Genomic DNA, 17186 nt, shown 5'->3' with positions numbered 1-17186 from the left:
GCGGAGCTGCGCCTTCCAGGGCAAGTCGGACCATGCAGGACTTTTACCCTCGGTGATCGGGTAGGCGTGGCCCATGGGATTCCTCACCAGGCTGCCGGTCATCGGCCCGCTCGCCGCCGCCGTGCTGCGCAGCCGCCCGTACCGCGTCTACGAGCACTTCACCGCGGCCAAGGGCAACCGGCTGGCCGGTGCCGTCACCTTCTTCGGCTTCCTGGCGCTCTTCCCGCTACTCACCGTAGCGCTGGCGATCGCGGTCTCCTTCCTGACCCCGACCCGGGTGGACACCCTCAAGAACAAGATCGCCGACCAGGTCCCGGGCCTGGCGAACTCGCTCGGGCTGGACTCGCTGGTCGCCAACGCCGCCACGGTCGGGGTGCTCAGCGGGGTGCTGCTGCTGATCTCCGGGCTCGGCTGGGTGGAGACCATGCGCGGCTCGATCCGGGACATCTGGCAGCTGCCGGAGGAGGACGGGAACGTCTTCCAGCGCAAGGCCTGGGACTGCGTGGTGCTGGCCGGCCTCGGCGTGGTGTCGCTGGCCTCGCTCGGCGCCTCCGCGGTGACCACCCAGCTGGCCGGGCGGCTGGCCTCCGGGCTCGGACTGTCCGACAAGGGCCCGGCGCACTACCTGCTGGCGCTGGCCGGGTTCGTCATCGCGGTCGGCGCCGACCTGCTGCTCTTCCTGTACCTGCTGGCCCCCTTCCCGCGGATCGGCGGCCAGCACCGCCGCGACCTGCTGACCGCCGCGCTGATCGCGGCGGTCGGCTTCGAGCTGCTCAAGCTGCTGCTCTCGTCCTACCTGGGGTCGGTGGCGGGCAAGAGCCTGTACGGCGCCTTCGGCGTCCCGGTCGCGCTGCTGCTCTGGATCAACTTCGTCTGCCGACTGCTGATGTACTGCGTCTCCTGGACCGCGCTGGCCGATCCGGAGGGCGCGCGGGCCCGGGCCCGCGCCAGCGCGGACGCCGCCTACCGCGCGGCCGGTGAGCTGGGCGGCGGCGCGCCCGCCCGGGGGAGCGAACGTTAGCGGTGGCGCACGGCGGTGGCGCCGCCGCTCTCCTCGGGCGCCGCAGGCGTTCTGCCGGAGGGCGCCGTCCGGGAGGCCGTGGCGCGCAGCGCGCGCCGGCGCCCGCGCAGCAGCCACAGGGCCGCCGCCGCACAGAGGCTGAGGGCGCCGGTCACCGTCCAGGTCTCCGGGCCGAACAGGCCCGAGTGGCGCCCCCGCAGCGCGGCCGGTGTGCCCGGCCCGCCGCCGCCCGCGACGCCGGCCCGGGCCGGGCCCGCCGGGGCGGCGGCGAGCGGGCTCCGTGCCGCCGGGCCCTGGGCGGGGCTCGCATCGGCGGGCGGCTTGGGGGTGACCAGCTTGCCGACCGGCGTCACGTGGTCGGCCGCCTCGAAGCCCCAGTCCAGCAGGGCGGCGGTCTCGTCGTACACCTTCATGTAGGTGTCGGGGTGCATGACCGCCACCAGCAGCGTGCGCCCGCCGTGCTCGGCCGCGCCGACGAAGGTGCTGCCCGCGTTGGTGGTGTAGCCGTTCTTGACGCCGATCAGCCCCGGGTACTTGCCGAGCAGCCGGTCGGTGTTCTGGATGCCGAAGGTGTTGCGCTGCCCGGTGCGGCTGTCCACCGCCCCGGGGAACTGGGCGTCCTTGGTGGCGCAGTAGGCGCGGAAGTCCGGGTTGCGCAGCCCCTCGCGGGCGAAGAGCGTCAGGTCGTAGGCCGAGGTGAGCTGCCCGTCCTCGTCGTAGCCGTCCGGGGAGACCACGTGGGTGTCGGCGGCGCCCAGCTCGACGGCCCGCTGCTGCATCTGGCGGACCGTTTCCTCGACCCCGCCGTTCATGTGGGCCAGCACGTGCACCGCGTCGTTGCCCGAGCTGAGGAAGACCCCGCGCCACAGGTCCTCGACCCGGTAGTCGAGGTCCTCCTTGATGCCGACCAGGCTGCTGCCGGTGCCCAGACCCAGCAGCTCGTCCGGAGTGACGGTGTGCACGACCCGTCGGTCGAACTTGGGCAGCACGGTGTCGGCGAAGAGCATCTTCAGCGTGCTGGCGGGCGGCAGCCGCAGGTGCGGGTTGTAGGCGGCCAGCACGTCACCCGTGTCGGCGTCGGCCACCAGCCAGGACATCCCGGTCAGCCCCGACGGCAGCTTCGGGGCCCCGGTCCGCAGCGAGACCTGGACCCCCGACTGGGCGAGCCGTTCGCCGCCGACCGCCGAGGGCGGCGGTGGTTCCGCGACGGCCAGGGCACCGGCGCCGGGCGCGGCGGCCAGGACCAGCGCGGCGGCCAGCGCGGCCGTCCGGGCGGCGGCCCGGCGCCCCGGCCACCGGCGGGAGCGGTTGCGCAGACTGGTACGACACATCAGGTAAGCATCCAATTGCACTCGGTGTCCGTACCCAGTCCAACGTCCGCCGCGCCCGGGCGGTCGCCCACGTCCCCTGGAAGGGGGACCGCCGCCTGAGCCGATCGGCCGCCTGCCCATACTGGGGAAACGCCAGCTCCACCCGCACCGCGAAGGACCGCCCGCCATGAAGCTCAGCCGCCGCACCTCCTGGTTCCTTGCCGCCTTCGGGGTCTGGTCCGTGATCATCTGGACCACCTTCGTGAAGAACCTCTGGGCGGACTCCGCCCACCAGGCCTTCACCAACGGAGACCACAGCCACCCCACGGCCTTCTTCTGGATCCACCTGACGCTGGCCATCACGTCCTTCGTGCTGGGGGTTCTGGTGGGTCTGGTGGGGATCAGGGGGCTGCGCAGCCCGGCCACGGCGAGCCCTGCCGAAAGCCGTTGACCTGACGGGTCGGCGGCTGCCAGAGTCTCCCTGCTTCGCACGCCGTGCGAACGAATATTCGAGGGGGACTTCTTTTCGTGCTGTCCACGACCCGACTCCTGGCCGCCGGCGGTGTGCTCACCCTGGCCGTCGGCCTGGCCACCGCCCCGAGCGCCTCGGCGGCCACCGGCCTGACGTACAGCAACCCGCGGGCGACGCCGACGCCGTCGAACTACCTCGGCGTCCAGACCGACGCCTGTGACAGCACCACCACGCCGCAGTGGATCAGGAACACCGGCGAGACCCCGACGCTCAGCGTGAACGTCAACGTCCCGGCCGGCGTCACCACCGTGCCGACCATCTCGGTGACCGACGAGACCACCGCGCCGTTCACCAGCGCGTTCCAGGCCGCCGCGCCCGTGGTCAACGGCATCGCGAGTGTCCAGGTGCCGAACCTGAAGGACGGTCACTCGTACTCCTGGCGCGCCTGGTCGGTGACCGGCGGGATGCCCTCGGCCTCGGCGAAGTGCCACTTCCGGGTGGACACCACGCTGCCGACGGTCAGCGTCAGCTCCACCGACTTCCCGGCCTCGGGCTCGGGGCTGACCCCGACGAAGTACGCGGGCCAGACGGGGACGTTCGTCATCAACGGCAGCGACGCGGCTTCGGGGATCGCGTGCTACTACGTCAGCCTGCAGGCCACGCCAGGCTTCGGCGGAGGGTGCTCCGGGCCGAACGCGGTGAAGCCGGGACCCGACGGGAGCGCGACGATCCAGCTGAAGCCGACGGACTGGGGGAGCAACATCCTCCAGGTCGAGGCGGACGATGTCGCGGGCAATGCGACGCGGTACCAGTACTCGTTCTACGCGCCGTCGAATCCGCACCCGCCGCAGGCCTTGGGCGACATCGACAACGACGGTGTTCCGGACATCCTGCTGCCCGACGCGGCCGGCAACCTCCAGGTGATCAGCGGTGGCTCGGGCACCACCACGCCGACCACGGTCATCCCGGCGGGCAATGCCCCCGGCGGGGCGGGCTGGACCAACATCGAGCTCAGCCACCGTGGTTGGTCCAACACCGCGCCGGCCGACACCGTGTTCGCCCGCAACCTCGCCTCTGTCGCCACCCGTGGCGGCGTGTACGTGTACCGGAACCAGGGCACGCCCGGGATCGAGTCCGGGCGGCAGGCGACATCGGCGGGCAAGCCGAGCAGCTGCCAGGACCTCACCGGTGCGACGATCACCTGCCCGGCCGACGTGGCCTGGTCGGGCGCCGACCAGATGGTCGCCCTGGGCCCGGTGGACCCGCAGGCGCCGACCGCGCCCTCGCTGCTCGCCGTCGAGCACGGTGACCTCTGGCTCTTCGCCCACGGGGACCTCCTCTGGGGCGAGGAGAACGCCACCAAGCTCACCACCGCGGCCAACTGGGCCGGCTACGACCTGATCGCCCCCGGCCCGGACGCGCAGGGCAACCTCGCGCTGTGGGCCCGGGACCGGGCGACCGGGGAGCTGCACGCGTACCCGCTGCCCAAGAAGGCGGACGGGACGATCGACTTCTCCGCGCTCGCCGACCCGACCGCGCACGTGGTGGCGAGCGGCTTCACCACTGCTGCGTACCCCACCCTGGGCAGCTCGGGTGACCTGAACGGCGACGGCACCCCGGACCTGTACGGGGTCACCGCGGACCGGCACCTGGTGACGTTCAGCGGCTGGAGCAACCCGAAGGACCTCGGCGCGCTGCAGTAGCCGAGCCGGGAACGCCGAGGGCCCGTCCGGAGAAATCCGGACGGGCCCTCGGCGTGCAGGCGCGGGGGTGGATCAGAAGCGGCGCGTCACCAGGGCGCGCTTGACTTCCTGGATCGCCTTGGTGACCTCGATGCCACGCGGGCAGGCCTCCGAGCAGTTGAAGGTGGTGCGGCAGCGCCACACGCCCTCACGGTCGTTGAGGATCTCCAGGCGCTGCTCGGCACCCTCGTCGCGCGAGTCGAAGATGAAGCGGTGCGCGTTGACGATGGCGGCCGGGCCGAAGTACTGGCCGTCGTTCCAGAAGACCGGGCAGGACGACGTGCACGCGGCGCACAGGATGCACTTGGTGGTGTCGTCGAAGCGCTCGCGGTCCTCGGCGGACTGCAGGCGCTCGCGGGTCGGGTCGTTCCCGTTGGTGATCAGGAACGGCATGACGTCCTTGTACGCCTGGAAGAACGGGTCCATGTCGACCACCAGGTCCTTGAGGACCGCGAGGCCCTTGATGGCCTCGATGGTGATCGGCTTCATGCCGCCCTTGCCGTCCGGCTCGGTGACGTCCTTCAGCAGGGTCTTGCAGGCCAGCCGGTTGCGGCCGTTGATCCGCATGGCGTCCGAGCCGCAGATGCCGTGCGCGCAGGAGCGGCGGTAGGTGAGGGTGCCGTCCTGCTCCCACTTGACCTTGTTGAGGGCGTCCAGGACGCGCTCCTTCGGGTCCATGGTGAGCTGGTAGTCCACCCACACCGGGTCCGGGTGCTCCTCCGGGTTGAACCGGCGGATCCGCAGGGTGAAGGTGATCATCTGCACGCCGCCGGCCTCGGCCGCGTCCAGCGCCGCCGAGTGCGGTGCGTCGATCGTGGGGGCGCTCATCAGTACTTACGCTCCATCGGCTGGTAGCGGGTCGTGACAACCGGCTTGTAGTCAAGGCGGATCGAGGTGGTGCCGTCCTCGGCCACCTCCTGGTACGCCATGGTGTGCTGCATGAACTTCACGTCGTCACGGGTCGGGAAGTCCTCGCGGAAGTGGCCGCCGCGCGACTCCTCGCGAGCGAGCGCGGAGACGACCAGGACCTCGGCCAGGTCGAGCAGGTTGCCCAGCTCGACGGCCTCCAGCAGGTCCGTGTTGTAGCGGTAGCCCTTGTCCTGGATCGCCACGTGCTTGTAACGCTCGCGCAGCGCCGCGATGTCCTCGCGGGCCTGCTTCAGGGTGGCGCCGGTGCGGTAGACCATGGCGTTGACGTCCATGGTCTCCTGCAGCTCCTTGCGGATCTGCGCCACCGACTCGGTGCCGGTCGACTCGCGCAGGCCGTCGACCAGCGCCTGCACCTTCTCGGCCGGGTTCTCGGGCAGCTCGACGAAGTCGTGCTTGCTCGCGTAGTCGGCGGCCGCGACACCGGCCCGCTTGCCGAACACGTTGATGTCCAGCAGCGAGTTGGTGCCCAGGCGGTTGGCGCCGTGCACCGACACGCAGGCGACCTCGCCGGCCGCGTACAGGCCCGGGACGATGTCGGTGTTGTTGCGCAGCACCTCACCCTCGACGTTGGTCGGGATGCCGCCCATGGCGTAGTGCGCGGTGGGCTGGATCGGGATCGGGTCCGTGTAGGGCTCGATGCCGAGGTAGGTGCGGGCGAACTCGGTGATGTCCGGGAGCTTGGCGTCCAGCTGCTCCGGCGGAAGGTGCGTCAGGTCCAGGTAGACGTGGTCGCCCTCGGGACCGCAGCCGCGGCCCTCGCGGATCTCGGTGTAGATCGCGCGCGAGCAGACGTCACGGGACGCGAGGTCCTTCATGACCGGGGCGTAGCGCTCCATGAAGCGCTCGCCGTCCTTGTTGCGCAGGATGCCGCCCTCGCCGCGGGCGCCCTCGGTGAGCAGGATGCCCATCCGCCAGATGCCCGTGGGGTGGAACTGGAAGAACTCCATGTCCTCCAGCGGCAGGCCGCGGCGGTAGACCAGCGCCTGGCCGTCACCGGTGAGGGTGTGGGCGTTGGAGGTCACCTTGAAGAACTTGCCGGTGCCGCCGGAGGCGAAGACCACCGACTTGGCCTGGAAGACGTGGATCTCGCCGGTGGCCAGCTCGTAGGCGACGACGCCGGAGGTCTTGCCCTCGTTGATCAGCAGGTCGAGGACGTAGAACTCGTTGAAGAACTCGACGCCGTGCTTGACGCAGTTCTGGAACAGCGTCTGGAGGATCATGTGACCGGTGCGGTCGGCCGCGTAGCAGGAGCGGCGCACGGCCGCCTCGCCGTGGTTGCGGGTGTGACCGCCGAAGCGGCGCTGGTCGATCCGGCCGGCCTCGGTGCGGGAGAAGGGCAGACCCATCTTCTCCAGGTCGAGGACGGCGTCGATGGCCTCCTTGCACATGATCTCGGCGGCGTCCTGGTCGACCAGGTAGTCACCACCCTTGACCGTGTCGAAGGTGTGCCACTCCCAGTTGTCCTCCTCGACGTTGGCGAGGGCGGCGCACATGCCGCCCTGGGCCGCGCCGGTGTGGGACCGGGTCGGGTAGAGCTTGGTCAGCACCGCGGTGCGGCTGCGCTGGGTCGACTCGATGGCCGCGCGCATGCCGGCGCCACCGGCGCCGACGATGACGGTGTCGTACTGGTGAATCTGCATGGGGGTTAGCTCGCCTCTGGCTCTGCTGGCTCTGCGATGGCCGATTAGATGTTCGGGTCGAAGGTGAAGATGACCAGGGTGCCGAGCAGCACGGTGAACACCGTGGCAGCGCCCATCAGGCCCTTCAGCCAGAGCCGAGTGGAGTCCTTCTCGGCGTAGTCGTTGATCACCGTGCGCATGCCGTTGGCGCCGTGCAGCATGGCGAGCCAGAGCATCAGCAGGTCCCAGCCCTGCCAGAACGGCGAGGCCCAGCGGCCGGCCACGAAGGCGAAGTTGATCTTCGACACGCCGTGGTCCAGGAACAGCATGATCAGCAGGTGACCCAGGATCAGCACGACCAGCACGACGCCCGACAGGCGCATGAAGAGCCAGGCGAGCATCTCGAAGTTGGTCCGGGTGCGCCGCGGGGTCTTCTTGGTGCGGGTGCGCGGCGGCTCGACCACGAAGGCGTCGGCCGGATTGCCGGTGCCGAGACCCTTGCCGGTGTGAGCCTGCGCGGAGGGGACCACGAGGTCGGTGGCGTCAGTCGACATGGCGCATCACTTCCCGAACCAGTTGGACAGCGTGTGCTGGAGAATCGGGTAGAAGGAGCCGGCCATCAGCACGACCCAGAGGCCGACGACGCTCCAGAGCATCTGCTTCTGGTACTTCGGGCCCTTCGACCAGAAGTCCACCGCGATGACCCGCAGGCCGTTCAGGGCGTGGAACAGGATGGCGGCGGTGAGGCCGTACTCCATCAGGTTCACCAGCGGAGTCTTGTACGTCTGGATGACCGAGTCGTACGCCTGTGGCGAGACTCGCACCAGTGCGGTGTCAAGGACGTGGACGAGAAGGAAGAAGAAGATGAGGACGCCAGTGACTCGATGAGCCACCCAGGACCACATGCCTTCGCGGCCGCGGTACAGCGTTCCAGCCGGCACGGGAAACCCTCCGGAAGCGGTTGAAGGGCTCGGCCGGCTTCGGTGTCGGTCAGCCCGGCCGGATACGGTCCACCGGCCGCGGTCATCCTATCGACGCCGCGTCGGCAACCGCCTCCGGGGGGTTTGAGTGTGATCAATCAGGCACGAGCGGCCTAATGGGACCGGGAACTGTGACCATGAGTGATCATTTTGGCCCGAAAAGGTGACTCTTCGTCGAGGTCGCGTCACCTCCGGGGGTCCGTCAGCCGGCGCTGGGGCTCGCGACCAGGTGCTCCAGGCGATGCAGCGCGATCCGGCGCAGCTCCTCGGAGGCCACCAGTCGTTCCTCGTCCGGTTCATTGGTGAGCCGGGTGCGGATCGAACTGAGCACGGTGTCCAGCATCTCCTCCGGCTCGACGCCGTCCAGGCAGACCACGAAGACGTGGCCGAACCGGGACTCGTAGGCGGCGTGCGCGGCCCGCAGCGCGGTGTGCGCCGCCTGGCTGCCCGGCGCCCGCATGCCCAGCAGCGGCTGGGGCATCCAGCTCTCGTCGGCCAGTGCCTCGGCCAGGTCGCTGGGCCGCAGGTCGTAGGAGGCCTCGCTGGCCGCCGCCAGCAGCGAGTCCAGATCGGGGTAGGGGCGGTGGGCGGTCAGCCGCAGCGCCCAGCGGTGGCTGCCGCAGCAGGCCAGCAGTGCCTCCTCCGCGGCGCCCGGATCGGCCTCGTTGAAGCGGTGCAGTCCGACCGCCGGCACGGGCGGGGTGGTTGGCCGTGGTGCGGGGATGTCGGCCGGGATGTCGCTGGCCAGCGGGTCCTCCTCGGGAGGCGGGAAGGGCGACGGGCGGGCCCCGCGGGAAAGCAGCGGACAGCGCGCCGCGTCGAACGGCTCATGGGATCGGACGTAACCAGCATGGATCACGGCGCGGCGCGGGTGGGGTCACCCGGGCGGTGCCGGGGTCCTCCCGGGCAGCGGCACCACGGTAGTTGAGCGCTCATCAGTTGGGGAGGGTGCGCGCGGAATTCACCCTGACGAGCTATCAAGTTGTGACCCCTGGGCTCCCGACTCCCTTCCCGGCGGCCCGCCGGGGCCGGTCAGTCGCGGTGCACCTTGTAGTTCGAGGCCTGGGCGCGCGGGCGCACCACCAGCAGGTCGATGTTGACGTGGGAGGGCCGGGTGACCGCCCAGGCCACCGTGTCGGCGATGTCCTCGGAGGTGAGCGGGTGGGAGACGCCCTGGTAGACGGAGGCCGCCTTGGCCTCGTCGCCGCGGAAGCGGGTCACCGCGAAGCCCTCCGACTTGACCATGCCCGGGGCGATCTCGATCACCCGGATCGGCTCGCCGACCAGCTCCAGGCGCAGCGTGGCGGCGATGGTGTGCGCGGCGTGCTTGGCGGCCACGTAGCCGCCGCCGCCCTCGTAGGCGGCCAGTGCCGCGGTGGAGGAGAGGATCAGCACCGTGCCGTCGCCGCTGGCGCGCAGGCCGGGCAGCAGGGCCTGGGTCATGTGCAGCACGCCGAGCACGTTCACCTGGTACATCGCGAGCCAGTCGGCCGGGTCGCCCTGCTCGACGGACTCGGCGCCGAACGCCCCGCCGGCGTTGTTCACCAGGACGTCGATCTGCCCCAGTGCCGCCGCGAAGGCGTCCACCGCGGCCCGGTCGGTGACGTCCAGGGTGATCGCGCGGGCGGCGCCGCCCTGGCCCTCGATCTCCTTGGCGAGCTCCTCGATCCGCTCGGTGCGACGCGCGGTCAGCACCACCTCGAACCCCTCGGCCGCCAGCCTGCGCGCGGTCGCCGCGCCGATCCCGCTGCTGGCTCCCGTGACCACCGCGACCTTGCGCTGACCGGTACCCATCCGACTCGCTCCTCTGTTCGCGCCCTAGCCTGCCGGGTCATCATCGCACCGCCGCCCGGGCGGGCCCATGACGTGGGGCCCGCAGTCGGTGACTGCGGGCCCCACGGTTGTTGCTCTGCTCTCAGCTCTCAGCTGTCGGCGCGGTCAGCCCTGGGCGTTGTCGTCGCCCTGGTCGTCGGCGTCGGCGGAGCCACCGGCGTTGCCGTGCTTGATGGTGAAGGACTTGAAGAAGCCCTTGGCCGGCGAGCCGAGGCCGGTCGCGGTGTCGTAGCCCTTGGTGGCCGACAGGCCGTAGTCCGCGCCGATCTTGTACAGGCGGACCTTCAGCGCGCCGCCCACCATGCCCAGGTCCACCACGTTGCCGCGTTTGGTGTGCACCGCGCTGTCGTTGACGTCGTGGAAGGCCCGGGTGTTGTAGCGGTCGTACAGGTCGGGGTTGGCGAAGCCGATCGGACGGCCGCCGCGGGCCTGGATGGCGTCGGCCATGATGCCCGCGAACTCCGGCGAGGAGACCGAGGTGCCGCCGTAGCCGCCCTCGCTGTAGGCGCCGCCGGCCGGGGTGAAGCCGACCAGGGTGGCGGCCACTAGGTCACCGCTCATCGCGACGTCCGGGGTGGCGCGCTGCGGGGTGGCCGACTTGGTGCCGTCCGCCGCCACGGTGGAGATGGAGTCCGGCACCACGCCCTTCTGGTACCACGGCTGCGCCTCGCCCTTGACGACGCCGCCGCCACCACCGAAGTAGAAGGGGGCCTGGCCGGGGGCCGGGGTCCAGGACTTGCCGTCGGCCGAGAGGACCGAGCGCTGGTCGCCCATGTTGACCTCGTGGCCGTAGGCGCCCGACTTGTCCTTCAGCTCCAGGGCGGTGCCGCCGACCGCGGTGATCCACGGCGAGGAGGACGGCCACTGGGTCTGGGCCTGGTTGGTGTCGGCCTGGCAGTTGACGCCGGTGGCCGCCGCACCCGGGGAGTTGTCGCCGCAGTCGCCGGCCGAGGCCATGAAGGTGATGCCCTCGGTGGCGCCGAGCTGGAAGACCTGGTTGTCGGCCGCGATCACGGCCGGGTCGAGGTCGCCGCTCTTGCCGTGCATGATCTCGCCGTAGGAGTTCGAGACGATGTCGGCGAGGTGGTTGTCGACGATGTTGCTCAGCGCGGCGTTGAGGTCCGGGTCCTCGCAGGAGTTGGCGCCCACGTAGACCACGTTGGCGTCCGGCGCCATGCCGTGCACCATCTCGACGTCCAGCGCCTCCTCGCCCGACCAGTCGCCGCAGTCGGCCTGGTGCGTCCACTGGTCCGGGGTGAGCACCTCCTTGTACTGGCCGGGGGCGAAGGGCTGGTCGCCGTGCGCGGCGGAGAACTTGTCGGCGTCCGCCTGCATCGTGCCGAGCCCGTAGGCGTCGACGATGGCGACGGTGGCGCCCTTGCCGGTCACCTTGGCGTCGGTGACGCCGTAGGCCTTGCGCAGCTGGCTGGGAACGTAGCTGCAGGGGGCGAAGGGCTCGTTCTTCTCGTAGCCGGCCGGGGCACCGGTCGCGGTCTTGGAGCCGTACTTGCCGTCCGTGCAGGTCGGCGTGGTCGGCAGGGTCTTCGGCGTCTTGGCCGGGTCGGCGTCGGGCTGGTTGGTGCCCGCGGCCTGTGCCTGCGCCTCGGCGTCGGCGGTGGCCTGCGAGACGGCGTTCGAGGACGCCTTCTGCACCGTGTCGGCCAGGCCCTCGACGCCGTCCACGTCGGCGGCGACCGCGGCCGGGACCACCGCGTCGGTGGCCGGCGCCTTGTGGGTGCCGTCGGCGGTGCGGTAGTTGCGGAACTGCGCGCCCAGCGCCCGGGTCAGCTCGTCGGTGGTGCCGCTGACCTGCAGGTAGTGCGCGTTGGTCGCACTGATCGTCAGACCGGCGCTGGTCAGCCACTGGGTGACCGCCTTGACCTGCGCGGCGCTGGTGCCGAAGCGGGCCTTGGCCTCGTCGGTGGAGAGGAACTTGCCGTAGTCGGGCGAGTTCTGGTCCGAGACGGCCTGCGCGTACGCGGCCAGGCCCTGCGGGTCCTGGCTGGCCAGGTAGACCCGGGCGGTCGCCGGGGTGCCTGCGGGCACCGCACCGGCGTCGGCCTGCGGGGTGGCCCAGTCGGGGTGGGAGCCGGCGAGCTCCTTGGCGGCGCTGGGGTCGCCGGCGGTGGTGTCGGCGAGGGCCGGGCTGGCGAACGCGAGCGTCCCCAGGACCAGGGCGGCGGCGGCCGGAGCCGCCACCGCTATCCGCGAGATCCGGCTGCGTGCTGCTGGCACGTGGGTTCCCCACTCTCATGGAAGGGCCCCGTCCCGCGGGGGCGGGAACGGTGACTGCGTGCTCGACCGCGCTTCGTGGGCGCCGACCGGACGCGGGCGTGACGGATCCCCCCGCCGGGCCCGTCTCCTGAGGGAGGGTCGGGGGCGTGGGAGAGGTTTCTGACTGTGCGGTCGTTGTCTATTCGCTCATGTGGCCGAAGCTCAAGACTTCGTCTGAATTCTTTACCAGTACATGACCTGAATGACCGGATCCTGATACGCGCGGGCCATCCGGGGGACAGCCGGATGACGGATCGTTACCCGCGGGGAGTGTCGGTCGTTGACTGGGACACACCGCCCATTTCGCCCCGGGTGGTGTCACCGGGGAAGGCGGCTGAAACGAGATGTCATACCCAACCGCTGGCCGTGTATGCGCCAATCCGGGGAGTTATTCGGCCGAAGTCAAGCCAAACCTCAGCTGCCCCCATATTCTTGTTGGGGTGAACCGTCCTCAGACCGACCCGCAGGCAAGCCAGCAGCCCATCGCGTCCGCCTCCCGCCCGGCCCCGTCGGCCGCGGACCGGGCGTCCGCCGTGACCGAGGCGGCGCTGCGCGCCCGGGTCCGGGCCTACGAGGCCGAGCTCATCGCCTTCCGCCGTGACCTGCACCGTCACCCCGAGCTGGGTCGTCAGGAGCTGCGCACCACCAGGCTGCTGCGCGAGCGGATGGAGGCCGCGGGGCTGACGCCCCGGGTGCTGCCCGGCGGCACCGGTCTGCTCGTCGACCTCGTCCCCGCGGGCACCAGGAGCGGCACGCCGCTGCTCGCGTTCCGGGCCGACATCGACGCGCTGCCCATCGACGACGCCAAGACCGACGTGCCGTACCGCTCCACGGTGCCCGGCTGCTGCCACGCCTGCGGCCACGACGTGCACACCACGGTGGTGCTCGGCACCGCGCTGGTGCTGGCCGACGCGCTGCGCGAGGGGCGGCTGCGGCAGCCGGTGCGGCTGGTCTTCCAGCCCGCCGAGGAGATGATGCCCGGCGGTGCGCTGGAGGTGATCGAGGCCGGCGGCATGGAGGGAGTCGGGCGGATCTTCGCGGTGCACTGCGACCCCAGGGTGACGGTGGGTCGGATCGGCCTGCGGGTCGGTGCGATCACCTCGGCCTGCGACGCCCTGGTGCTCAACCTGGACGGCCCCGGCGGGCACACCGCACGCCCGCACCTGACGACCGACCTGGTCACCGCGGCCGGCCGGTTCGCCGCCGACCTGCCCGCCGCGCTCGCCCGCCGGATGGACCCGCGCTGGGGCGTCAGCCTGGTCTGGGGCCGGATCGAGGCCGGCTCGGCGCCGAACGTGATCCCGCAGCACGCCGAACTCGAAGGCACCGTCCGCTGCTTGGAGTTGGCCGGCTGGCGGGAGGCGCCGGACGCGCTGCACGAGCTGGTCGACTCGATGGCCGACACCTACCGGGCCAAGTGGAGCCTGGACTACAAGCGCGGCGTCCCGCCAGTGGTGAACGAGGCGGAGTCCATCGCCCAGTTGGAGATGGCGATGACGCGTCAGTTCGGTGCCGCCGGTGAAGAGGTGGTGGAGGGCACCGAGCAGTCCCTGGGGGGCGAGGACTTCTCCTGGTACCTGGAGCACGCGCCGGGGGCGCTGGCCCGGCTCGGCGTGCGGGCGCCGCACGAGACCGGGGTGCGCGACCTGCACCAGGGCCGGTTCGACGTGGACGAGCGGGCGATCGCGATCGGCGTCGAACTCTTCGGCTCGCTCGCGCTGGAACACGGCCGGGTCTGAGGCGGACGGCAGGGCTACCGGACAGTAGCAGGGGGTAGTGACAGGGAGTCGAACTGGGGCGCGGATCGTGAGTAGGGCCATGCGAGACTGGGCCTGCTCACCGGGGTGCAACGTTCACCTCATGGGCATCCGTGCCACGGTTTGATAACAACCCGAGGGGCCGGGCAACCCGTAACCCAACCGTGTTCTACGCGCGTTACGGTGACGTCCGACCACGCCAAACGGGTGTGTGAGAAGGAGAAACTCCCTTGCGCCGTTCAGTAAAGCTCGCCGCGGTTGTGCTCTCGGGTTCCCTGGGCATCGCCTCGCTCGCCGCTTGCGGCGCAAAGAGCAACAGCTCCACCACCGCCTCCGCCGGCGGCTCCGGCATCAAGGTCGGTATGGCCTACGACGTCGGCGGCCGTGGCGACCAGGGCTTCAACGACCTCGCCGCCGCGGGCCTGGACAAGGCCAAGGCCGAGTTCGGTCTGCAGACCAACGAGGCCGAGGCCAAGCCCGGTGAGGCCGACTCCGACAAGGAGACCCGCCTCGAGACGCTGGTCCACGCCGGCTACAACCCGATCATCGCGGTCGGCTTCGTGTACCAGGCGACCGTCGAGAAGGTCGCCAAGGAGAACCCGAACGTCAAGTTCGCGATCATCGACTCCGACTCCTCCACCCAGCCGAGCAACGTGACCTCGCTGGAGTTCACCGAGCAGCAGAGCTCGTACCTGGCCGGCATAGCCGCGGCCAGCAAGACCAAGACCAAGCAGGTCGGCTTCATCGGCGGCGTGCAGTCCGAGCTGATCAAGAAGTTCGAGGCCGGCTACCGGGCGGGTGTCGCCTCGGTCGACCCCAGCATCAAGGTCGACGTCACCTACCTGACCACGCCGCCGGACTTCACCGGCTTCACCGACCCGGCCAAGGGCAAGTCGGCCGCGCAGGGCCAGATCGACCAGGGCGCGGACGTCATCTACGCCGCCGCCGGTGGCTCCGGCACCGGTTCGATCCAGGCCGTCTCCGCGGCCAACAAGCCGGGCAAGCAGGTCTGGTCGATCGGTGTCGACACCGACCAGGCCAAGCAGACCGCGCTCGCCCCGTACAAGGACTCGATCCTGACCTCGGCGCTGAAGAACGTCGACACCGCGGTCTACAACTACATCAAGAGCGTCAAGGACGGCGCGCCGCTGACCGGCGTGCAGCGCTTCGACCTCAAGGCGGGCGGTGTCGGCCTGGCCACCACCGGCGGCCACATCGACGACCTGAAGGCCAAGCTGGACGCCGCCACCCAGCAGATCACCTCGGGCTCGATCACCGTTCCGACCGCGCCGTCCGGCAGCTGACCGACGCCGTAGGTCCGTAGTACCCGGTACCGCAGCGGTACCGAAGCAGCACGAGGGAGGGGCCCGGTGGGTCGCGCGCGAGCGCACTCCGCCGGGCCCCTCTTGCACCCCCGCCCAGCCGCCAAGCAGTTCGGCCTCCCTCCCCAGCGCGACGAAGCGCCTGCTCATCACCAGGAGATCGCCATCACCGCTTCCACTCCCTCCCTCAGCAAGGGAGGCAAGCCCACCAAGGGATCGGCGACCGTGGCCGTCGAACTGCGCGGTATCACCAAGCGCTTCCCCGGCGTGGTGGCCAACCACGACATCAACCTCACCGTGCGCTCCGGCACCGTGCACGCCCTGATGGGTGAGAACGGCGCCGGCAAGTCGACGCTGATGAAGATCCTCTACGGCATGCAGCGGCCGGACGAGGGCACCATCGCGATCAACGGGGAGACCTGCGAGTTCGCCACCCCGGGTGACGCCATCGCCCGTGGCATCGGCATGGTGCACCAGCACTTCATGCTGGCCGACAACCTCACCGTGCTGGAGAACGTCGTCCTCGGCGGCGAGAAGCTGTACGGGATCGGCGGCAAGGCCAAGGCGCGGATCAAGGAGATCTCCGACCAGTACGGCCTCAACGTGCGCCCCGACGCGCTGGTCGAGGACCTGGGCGTGGCGGACCGCCAGCGCGTGGAGATCCTCAAGGTGCTCTACCGCGGCGCCCGGATCCTGATCCTGGACGAGCCCACCGCCGTGCTGGTGCCGCAGGAGGTCGACGCGCTCTTCGACAACCTGCGCGAGCTCAAGGCCGAGGGCGTCACCGTCATCTTCATCTCGCACAAGCTGCACGAGGTGCTCTCGGTGGCCGACGCGATCAGCGTGATCCGCCGCGGCACCACGGTCGGCGACGCCGACCCCAAGCAGGTCACCGCCCGCCAGCTCGCCGAGCTGATGGTCGGCAGCGAGCTGCCCTCCCCGGAGAGCCGCGAGTCCACCGTCACCGACGTGGAGATGCTCAAGGTCGAGAACCTGCGGATCGCCAAGGCCGACGCCGAGGGCATCGAGCGCGTCGTGCTGGACGACATCTCGCTCACCATCCACAAGGGCGAGATCCTCGGCATCGCCGGTGTCGAGGGCAACGGCCAGGCCGAGCTGGTCGAGGCCATCATGGGCATGCTGTCGCTGGACGCCGGCACCGTCATGTTGGACGGCGCCGACCTCACCACGCAGCAGACCCGCGTGCGCCGCGAGGCCGGGATCGGCTACGTCCCCGAGGACCGGCACCGCCACGGCCTGCTGCTGGAGGCGCCGCTCTGGGAGAACCGGATCCTCGGCCACGTCACCGAGACGCCGAATTCCAAGGGCTTCCGGCTCGACCCGGCCGCCGCCCGCCAGGACACGCTGCGCATCGTCGAGCAGTACGACGTCCGCACCCCCGGCATCGACGTCACCGCGGCCTCGCTCTCCGGCGGCAACCAGCAGAAGCTGATCGTCGGTCGCGAGATGAGCCACCAGCCGAAGCTGCTGATCGCCGCGCACCCGACCCGCGGTGTGGACGTCGGCGCGCAGGCGCAGATCTGGGACCACATCCGCGGCGCCCAGCGGGAGGGCCTGGCCGTCCTGCTGATCTCCGCGGACCTGGACGAGCTGATCGGGCTCTCCGACTCCATCCGGGTCATCTACCGTGGCCGCCTGGTCGCCGACGCGGACCCGGCCACCGTCACCGCCGAGGACCTGGGCACCGCGATGACCGGCGCCGGCAAGGGCCACCTGGAGTCCGACGCCGCCCCGGCCGCCCCCGCCGCCTCGACGGACGACGCCGCGCCGGCTGCCCCGGCCGACGACACCGACGAGGCCGACGAGGCCGCGCCGGCCGTGGCCGAGGTCCCCGCGCAGGCCGCCCCGGCCGACGACACCGCCACCACCGAGACCGCTGCCGCCGACGCGCAGGCGGGGGAGTGA

General features: G+C 70.9%; 14 protein-coding genes. 6 read left to right on the top strand and 8 right to left on the bottom strand.

Features of this window, described 5'->3' with window-relative positions; all coding sequences use genetic code 11:
- Nucleotides 1-73: 73 nt before the first annotated feature.
- The gene (locus OG500_RS15670; RefSeq protein ID WP_327067299.1) at nt 74-1021 is read left to right on the top strand and encodes a YihY/virulence factor BrkB family protein; all 948 of its coding nucleotides are present in this window, start codon (nt 74-76) and stop codon (nt 1019-1021) included.
- Here the strand turns inward: OG500_RS15670 and OG500_RS15665 are convergent.
- Nucleotides 1018-2352 (bottom strand): D-alanyl-D-alanine carboxypeptidase family protein, encoded by a 1335-nt coding sequence (locus OG500_RS15665; RefSeq protein ID WP_329580781.1) that lies wholly within the window; start codon nt 2350-2352, stop codon nt 1018-1020. The two genes, OG500_RS15670 and OG500_RS15665, sit on opposite strands and share 4 nt — an antisense overlap.
- Before the next feature lie 166 nt (nt 2353-2518).
- On the opposite strand from OG500_RS15665, the gene OG500_RS15660 reads away from it, so the two are divergent.
- Both OG500_RS15660 and OG500_RS15655 read left to right on the top strand, forming a co-directional pair.
- A complete protein-coding gene (locus tag OG500_RS15660; RefSeq protein WP_327067297.1) occupies nt 2519-2782 on the top strand; it encodes an SCO4848 family membrane protein in 264 nt (87 codons plus the stop codon).
- A gap of 77 nt (nt 2783-2859) precedes the next feature.
- Entirely contained in the window at nt 2860-4506 is a 1647-nt protein-coding gene (locus tag OG500_RS15655; RefSeq protein WP_327067296.1) for a hypothetical protein, read from the top strand.
- A gap of 72 nt (nt 4507-4578) precedes the next feature.
- Here OG500_RS15655 and OG500_RS15650 read toward each other — a convergent pair whose 3' ends face one another.
- The 7 genes from OG500_RS15650 to OG500_RS15620 form a co-directional block, all read right to left on the bottom strand.
- Nucleotides 4579-5373, bottom strand: a complete 795-nt coding sequence (locus OG500_RS15650; protein ID WP_327067295.1) for a succinate dehydrogenase iron-sulfur subunit — start codon at nt 5371-5373, stop codon at nt 4579-4581.
- Nucleotides 5373-7115, bottom strand: a complete 1743-nt coding sequence (gene sdhA / locus OG500_RS15645; protein ID WP_327067294.1) for a succinate dehydrogenase flavoprotein subunit — start codon at nt 7113-7115, stop codon at nt 5373-5375. The genes OG500_RS15650 and sdhA overlap by 1 nt, the downstream gene beginning before the upstream one ends.
- Before the next feature lie 44 nt (nt 7116-7159).
- Nucleotides 7160-7648 (bottom strand): succinate dehydrogenase hydrophobic membrane anchor subunit, encoded by a 489-nt coding sequence (locus OG500_RS15640; RefSeq protein WP_327067293.1) that lies wholly within the window; start codon nt 7646-7648, stop codon nt 7160-7162.
- A gap of 6 nt (nt 7649-7654) precedes the next feature.
- The gene (gene sdhC / locus OG500_RS15635) at nt 7655-8035 is read right to left on the bottom strand and encodes a succinate dehydrogenase, cytochrome b556 subunit (protein ID WP_327067292.1); all 381 of its coding nucleotides are present in this window, start codon (nt 8033-8035) and stop codon (nt 7655-7657) included.
- A gap of 241 nt (nt 8036-8276) precedes the next feature.
- Nucleotides 8277-8768 carry a 2-oxo-4-hydroxy-4-carboxy-5-ureidoimidazoline decarboxylase gene (locus OG500_RS15630; RefSeq protein WP_327067291.1) on the bottom strand — a complete coding sequence of 164 codons (492 nt, stop codon included), beginning with the start codon at nt 8766-8768 and terminating at the stop codon, nt 8277-8279.
- 338 nt (nt 8769-9106) lie between these two features.
- Nucleotides 9107-9868: an SDR family oxidoreductase gene (locus OG500_RS15625; protein WP_327067290.1), complete on the bottom strand. Its 762-nt coding sequence runs from the start codon at nt 9866-9868 to the stop codon at nt 9107-9109.
- 144 nt (nt 9869-10012) lie between these two features.
- The gene (locus OG500_RS15620; protein WP_329580774.1) at nt 10013-12142 is read right to left on the bottom strand and encodes a S53 family peptidase; all 2130 of its coding nucleotides are present in this window, start codon (nt 12140-12142) and stop codon (nt 10013-10015) included.
- A gap of 572 nt (nt 12143-12714) precedes the next feature.
- On the opposite strand from OG500_RS15620, the gene OG500_RS15615 reads away from it, so the two are divergent.
- The 3 genes from OG500_RS15615 to OG500_RS15605 all read left to right on the top strand — a co-directional run bounded on the left by OG500_RS15615 (nt 12715) and on the right by OG500_RS15605 (nt 17186).
- A complete protein-coding gene (locus tag OG500_RS15615) occupies nt 12715-13920 on the top strand; it encodes an amidohydrolase (protein WP_327071576.1) in 1206 nt (401 codons plus the stop codon).
- Nucleotides 13921-14168: 248 nt separating this feature from the next.
- Complete coding sequence (locus OG500_RS15610) at nt 14169-15242, top strand: BMP family lipoprotein (protein WP_327067288.1); 1074 nt, start codon at nt 14169-14171, stop codon at nt 15240-15242.
- Nucleotides 15243-15527: 285 nt separating this feature from the next.
- Nucleotides 15528-17186: an ABC transporter ATP-binding protein gene (locus OG500_RS15605; RefSeq protein ID WP_442907137.1), complete on the top strand. Its 1659-nt coding sequence runs from the start codon at nt 15528-15530 to the stop codon at nt 17184-17186.

Origin of the sequence: Kitasatospora sp. NBC_01250, assembly GCF_036226465.1 — a bacterium.
Classification (GTDB): Bacteria; Actinomycetota; Actinomycetes; order Streptomycetales; family Streptomycetaceae; genus Kitasatospora.
This window is presented reverse-complemented; position numbering and strand designations above follow the sequence as displayed.

Excerpts from the sequence above, each read along its gene's own strand:
- OG500_RS15665 (WP_329580781.1), bottom strand. The coding sequence starts at position 2,352 with ATGTGTCGTACCAGTCTGCGCAACCGCTCCCGCCGGTGGCCGGGGCGC.
- OG500_RS15660 (WP_327067297.1), top strand. The coding sequence starts at position 2,519 with ATGAAGCTCAGCCGCCGCACCTCCTGGTTCCTTGCCGCCTTCGGGGTC.
- sdhA (WP_327067294.1), bottom strand. The coding sequence starts at position 7,115 with ATGCAGATTCACCAGTACGACACCGTCATCGTCGGCGCCGGTGGCGCC.
- OG500_RS15625 (WP_327067290.1), bottom strand. The coding sequence starts at position 9,868 with ATGGGTACCGGTCAGCGCAAGGTCGCGGTGGTCACGGGAGCCAGCAGC.
- OG500_RS15670 (WP_327067299.1), top strand. The coding sequence starts at position 74 with ATGGGATTCCTCACCAGGCTGCCGGTCATCGGCCCGCTCGCCGCCGCC.
- OG500_RS15640 (WP_327067293.1), bottom strand. The coding sequence starts at position 7,648 with ATGTCGACTGACGCCACCGACCTCGTGGTCCCCTCCGCGCAGGCTCAC.
- OG500_RS15650 (WP_327067295.1), bottom strand. The coding sequence starts at position 5,373 with ATGAGCGCCCCCACGATCGACGCACCGCACTCGGCGGCGCTGGACGCG.